The following is a 1192-nucleotide window of genomic DNA, read 5'->3' on the forward strand; positions in this document are numbered from 1 at the left end:
GGGGTGACGGCGTGCCTTTTGAAGAATGAGCCTGCGAGTTAGTGCTCTGTGGCGAGGTTAACCCGTGTGGGGCAGCCGTAGCGAAAGCGAGTCCGAATAGGGCGATTCAGTCGCAGGGTCTAGACCCGAAGCGAAGTGATCTATCCATGGCCAGGTTGAAGCGACGGTAAGACGTCGTGGAGGACCGAACCCACTTCAGTTGAAAATGGAGGGGATGAGCTGTGGATAGGGGTGAAAGGCCAATCAAACTTCGTGATAGCTGGTTCTCTCCGAAATGCATTTAGGTGCAGCGTTGCGTGTTTCTTGCCGGAGGTAGAGCTACTGGATGGCCGATGGGGCCCAAAAGCTTACTGACGTCAGCCAAACTCCGAATGCCGGTAAGTGAGAGCGCAGCAGTGAGACTGTGGGGGATAAGCTTCATAGTCGAGAGGGAAACAACCCAGACCACCAACTAAGGTCCCTAAGCGCGTGCTAAGTGGGAAAGGATGTGGAGTTGCACAGACAACCAGGAGGTTGGCTTAGAAGCAGCCACCCTTGAAAGAGTGCGTAATAGCTCACTGGTCAAGTGATTCCGCGCCGACAATGTAACGGGGCTCAAGCACGCCACCGAAGTTGTGGCATTGACATTAGTGGTAGGCCTTCGTGGTCCAGCCGTGTTGATGGGTAGGAGAGCGTCGTGTGGCGAGTGAAGCGGCGGTGTGAACCAGCCGTGGATGCCACACGAGTGAGAATGCAGGCATGAGTAGCGAAAGACGGGTGAGAAACCCGTCCTCCGGAAGACCAAGGGTTCCAGGGTCAAGCTAATCTTCCCTGGGTAAGTCGGGACCTAAGGCGAGGCCGACAGGCGTAGTCGATGGACAACGGGTTGATATTCCCGTACCGGCGAAGAACCGCCCAAGACAATCCAGTAGTGCTAAGTATCTGAATCCCTTTGATGGATCCCTTCGGGGTGAAGCGTTGGGCCTAGCGTACGACCCCGTGCTGGTGCGTTTAGCGTATTAACAGGTGTGACGCAGGAAGGTAGCCGAGCCGGGCGATGGTTGTCCCGGTCTAAGGATGTAGGGCGAACGATAGGCAAATCCGTCGTTCATACAGCCTGAGATCTGATGGGTAGACGCAAGTCGAAATCGGTGATCCTATGCTGCCAAGAAAAGCATCGACGCGAGGTTCTAGCTGCCCGTACCCCAAACCG

1 rRNA gene is annotated in these 1192 nt (G+C 55.6%); it reads left to right on the plus strand.

Features of this window, described 5'->3' with window-relative positions:
• Positions 1-1192: ribosomal RNA gene (locus tag C5C69_RS16555) — 23S ribosomal RNA — on the plus strand; the annotation flags it as partial.

This window comes from Rathayibacter sp. AY1C7 (genome assembly GCF_002931865.1).
GTDB lineage: Bacteria > Actinomycetota > Actinomycetes > Actinomycetales > Microbacteriaceae > Rathayibacter.